We start from the raw sequence: 3,957 nt of genomic DNA, 5'->3' as shown, positions 1-3,957 counted from the left end.
CCGCGCGGCGGCGGCCGCCGCCTCGACGCCGGCATGGCCGCCGCCGACGACGACGACATCGAAAGCCTGTGGAAACGTTTCGGGCATCCCCGGGATGTGCCGCCACCCCGCGAAAAGGTCAATCACCCGCCCCTCACAGGCGCTCCTCCGAGCGGAGCTTGCCTTCCTCGTGAGCAATCTGCTCGCGTGCTCGGCATTTTTGACTACATTTTCAAAGTCACCATCAAATGCAGGACTGTCGTTTTCAATCCGGACACTGCGGATCGCCCGGCCTCAGAGTAATTTCGCACTATCGGGTCATACGAAAACTCTTGCGACTCACTGGTCTGCATGGCATCGAGAATCTGTGAACGATTTATGAACGGACAACGGCGTCCGTCCCGGCCACCCGGGATTTCGTGACATCGCGGACCTCGCTCGGACGGGTGAGGGCGACCAACGAGGATCAAGACGATGCACATCATCGCTATCGGCCTGGGTGCACTCTGCTGCGCCGGCGGCGCGCTCGCTCACTTCACCGACCCGAGCCAACGCAAGGAAGGCGCCCTGGGCTTGGCCGGCTTCGGCTTCCTGCTGACGGGGATGTTTCTCACCCGCTCATAAGGCGGGGCGGGTTTTCACGTGAAACATTGCGGGCTTTGGTCGGCGGTAGCCGTGCCGATCCTTCACAGATCCGCCCGCCACCGCTGTCACGCATCTCACCGCGTATCGAGAAAGAGGCGCGGGTCCACTCTCCCGTCCGGGAGAGGGACAGGGTAAGGGGTGCGACCTCTTCGAAGAATTCTGTCCCCTCACCCCAACCCTCTCCCGAACGGGAGCGGGAGTCGCCGCCCGCTGCACGTGACCACTCGGTGATGAAGCCATCGGCTATTTCCCAATACAGAACCCCGAAAAAAGGCGGTCGAGCACCTCTTCGATGCCGACCTGGCCGCCGACCTCACCGAGCGCGCGTACGGCCAAGCGTAGGTCCTCGGCGACCAGTTCCGGCATCCCGGTGGCGGCGGGCAGGCGGTCGAGGTGGGCCACGCAGCGCTCCAGCGCGTCGCGGTGACGCTCGCGGGTCACGAGGGCGTCGCCGCCGCCGAGCGTCACCTCGGCCTCTGCTGTGATCGCGTCGAGCAGGAGGAGAAGCCCCTCCCCCGTCAGCGCCGAAACAGCGAGGTCGGCACCCGGCGCCGCATCCAGGTCGGCCTTCGTTCGCACGCGAAGGACACGGCTCGTTCCTGAGACTTCCTCTGAAGCAGCGCCCGGCGGGACCAGCATCAACACGAGGTCGGCCTCGGCCATCCGCCGGCGAGTTCGCGCAATGCCCTCGGCTTCGACGGGGTCGCTCGTCTCGCGCAAGCCCGCCGTGTCGACGAGCATTACCGGCAATCCGCCAAGATCGAGCCGCACCTCGATCGCGTCGCGGGTGGTGCCCGGCACCGGTGAGACGATGGCGGCGTCGCGTCGGCTGAGGGCGTTGAGCAGGGTCGACTTGCCGGCATTCGGTGGGCCCGCGAGCACCACCTGAAACCCCTCTCGCAGGCACTCGCCGCGCCGTCCATCGGCGAGTGCGGCTGAGATGGCAGTACGGAGCCGGGCGGCTCGGGCGAGCACGGCTCGGTCGAGCCCGGCATCGTCGATGTCGCCCTCGTCGGCGAAGTCGAGGGCCGCCTCGATCGCCGCGAGGCAGTCGATCGCCTCCTCCCGCCAGGCCGCGACCTGGCGTCCGAGGGCACCGTCGAGCTGGCGCAGGGCCTGGAGGCGCTGGGCTTCGGTGTCCGCTTCGATCAGGTCGGCGACACCCTCGGCCTCGGTGAGATCCATCCGGCCGTTGAGCACCGCCCGCCGGGTGAAGGCCCCCGCCTCCGCCGCGCGGCAACCAGGGAAGGCGGTGAGCGCGCGGATCACCCCCGCCCGCACCGCGACGCCGCCGTGCAGGTGCAGCTCGGCCATGTCCTCGCCGGTGACCGTGTCAGGTCCAGGCATCCAGGCGACCATTCCCTTGTCGAGCATCATGCCGTCGGCCGGATCGCGCAGCGTGCGGAGCGAAAGCCGGCGCGGGGCCGGAAGGGCGCCCGCGAGTGTCACGAGCACGTCGGCCGCGGCCGGCCCGCTGATGCGGATCACCGCGATGGCGGCGCGCCCGAAGCCGGAGGCCGGCGCGAACAGGGTGCTGGAATCGTGCATCGGGCTCCGTCCTGGTTCGTCGGCCTTCGCCGACACGCGGGCGCCGCCGGCTGAACTGAGAAACGCGCCGGCGGCGGATTGGGCTTGCCTCGCCGGAGGGCGATGCGCAAACCGGGCGCCCGCGAAGCGCAGCTAGGGATGATGACGCCATGGTCCATACCCGTCGCACCGTCGTCGCCGGCCTGGCGCTGGCGGCACCTGCCCTCACCGCCCATGCGGAGGATCGATTCGCGGCGGCCGCCGCCCGGATCGTGGCGGTCGAGGCGCGGCTCGGCGGGCGGGTCGGCGTCGCGTTCCGGGATGCCTCGGGCGTGTTCCTCGGCCACCGTGCGGGCGAGGCGTTTGCGATGTGCAGCACCTTCAAGGTTCTCGCCGCGGCTGCGATCCTGGCGCGCGCCGCAGCTGGCGCCGAAACCCTCGATCGCCGCATCGCCTACGCCGCTGCCGACCTGCAAAGCTACGGCCCGGTGACGCGCGCCGCCCTCGCGAATGCGGGCGGCGCGCGCGCGGAGCTGACCGTCGAGGCCCTCTGCGCCGCCGCGATCGTATGGAGCGACAACACGGCGGCGAACCTCCTGCTCGACGCCCTCGGCGGTCCTGCCGCGCTCACCGCCTGGCTGCGCGGGCAGGGCGATGCGGTGACGCGCCTGGACCGGACCGAGCCGACCCTGAACACCGCGCTGCCGGGGGATCCGCGCGACACCACGAGCCCGTCCGCGATCACCGGCACCCTGGAACGCTGCCTCCTCGGCGATGTGCTGACCCCGCCGCACCGCGCGCGGCTGGAAGGCTGGATGGTCGCGTGCGAGACCGGCCGAACGAAGCTCCGCGCCGGCCTTCCGCTCGATTGGACGGTCGGCGACAAGACCGGAAGCGGAGACAACGCCACGTCGAACGTCGTGGCGATCCTGCATCCGCCCGGGCGTCCGCCGATCCTCGCCGGTCTCTTCCTGACCGGCTCGGAGGCGCCGCCGGCGACGCGCGACGCGGCCCATGCCGAGATCGGCCGCATCCTCGTGGAGGCGTTGTGATGGCGAAAGCGACGCCGCGGGCGACCCCCGCCTCCCGCGCCCTGGACAAGGCCGGCATCGCCTACGCGATGGTGGCCTACGCCTACGACGCGGAGGCCCCCCGCATCGGCCTTCAAGCTGCCAACGCGCTCGGCGTCGAGCCTGGCTGCATCCTGAAGACCCTGATGGCTGCGGTCGACGGCCAACCGGTCTGCCTGCTCGTCGCCTCGGACAAGGAGGTGGCGATGAAGCGGGTCGCCTCCGCGATGGGCGGCAAGGCGGCGGCGATGCTGAAGCCGCCGGAGGCCGAGCGGATCACCGGCTACCATGTCGGCGGCATCAGCCCGTTCGGCGCCAAGCGTCGGGTGCCGGTGCTGATCGACGAAGGTTCGCTGGCGGACCGACCGGAGATCCACGTCAACGGCGGCGGACGCGGCCTGCAGCTGCGTCTCGCGACCACCGACTTGGTCGCCGCGCTGCAGGCGCAGGTGGTCGTGCTGGCCGAGCGGTAACGTTCGATTCACCTTAACGGCCGACAGTTGCGCCGCGTGCCCGAACGCCGCGAAACGGGACCTGAGGGGACGACGGGCGCATGCGCGCGACATGGATGATCCCGGCTCTCGTCTGCGGTCTCGCCGCCGCGCCGGCGAATGCGGCCGACCTGTTCGGCGCCGAGCCTGCGCCGACCTACGACCTGCCGAGCAACGCCCCGCGCTACTTCCCCCGCGGCGACGGCAGCGACAACGTCCTGCAGGCTCGCCCCCTGCCCGTGCGT

The 3,957-nt window shown here is 70.5% G+C and carries 5 protein-coding genes and 1 pseudogene; 5 read left to right on the top strand and 1 reads right to left on the bottom strand.

From position 1 onward, the window contains the following. Positions 1-282, top strand: a 282-nt coding sequence (locus FV222_RS29860) for a hypothetical protein (RefSeq protein WP_210248499.1), incomplete at its 5' end; no start/stop codon positions are given. A gap of 171 nt (positions 283-453) precedes the next feature. Next, positions 454-603, top strand: coding sequence for a hypothetical protein (locus tag FV222_RS29855; RefSeq protein WP_187273687.1), 150 nt, complete (start codon positions 454-456; stop codon positions 601-603). 264 nt (positions 604-867) lie between these two features. Here the strand turns inward: FV222_RS29855 and mnmE are convergent, their stop codons facing one another. Further along, entirely contained in the window at positions 868-2,172 is a 1,305-nt protein-coding gene (gene mnmE, locus FV222_RS19440; RefSeq protein ID WP_147815427.1) for a tRNA uridine-5-carboxymethylaminomethyl(34) synthesis GTPase MnmE, read from the bottom strand. 149 nt (positions 2,173-2,321) lie between these two features. On the opposite strand from mnmE, the gene bla reads away from it, so the two are divergent. From bla to FV222_RS19425, 3 genes and pseudogenes are all read left to right on the top strand, one after another. Further along, on the top strand, positions 2,322-3,203 hold the full coding sequence (gene bla, locus FV222_RS19435) for a class A beta-lactamase (RefSeq protein WP_147762160.1): 882 nt from the start codon (positions 2,322-2,324) through the stop codon (positions 3,201-3,203). Further along, a complete protein-coding gene (locus FV222_RS19430; protein WP_147815426.1) occupies positions 3,203-3,694 on the top strand; it encodes an aminoacyl-tRNA deacylase in 492 nt (163 codons plus the stop codon). Before bla ends, FV222_RS19430 begins: the two co-directional genes overlap by 1 nt. Before the next feature lie 80 nt (positions 3,695-3,774). Next, positions 3,775-3,957: pseudogene (locus FV222_RS19425) on the top strand (hypothetical protein); the annotation flags it as partial.

Origin of the sequence: Methylobacterium sp. WL103 (assembly GCF_008039885.1) — a bacterium.
Classification (GTDB): domain Bacteria; phylum Pseudomonadota; class Alphaproteobacteria; order Rhizobiales; family Beijerinckiaceae; genus Methylobacterium; species Methylobacterium cerastii.
The sequence above is the reverse complement of the archived record's forward strand: the minus strand, read 5'-3'. Positions and strand labels throughout refer to the sequence as shown.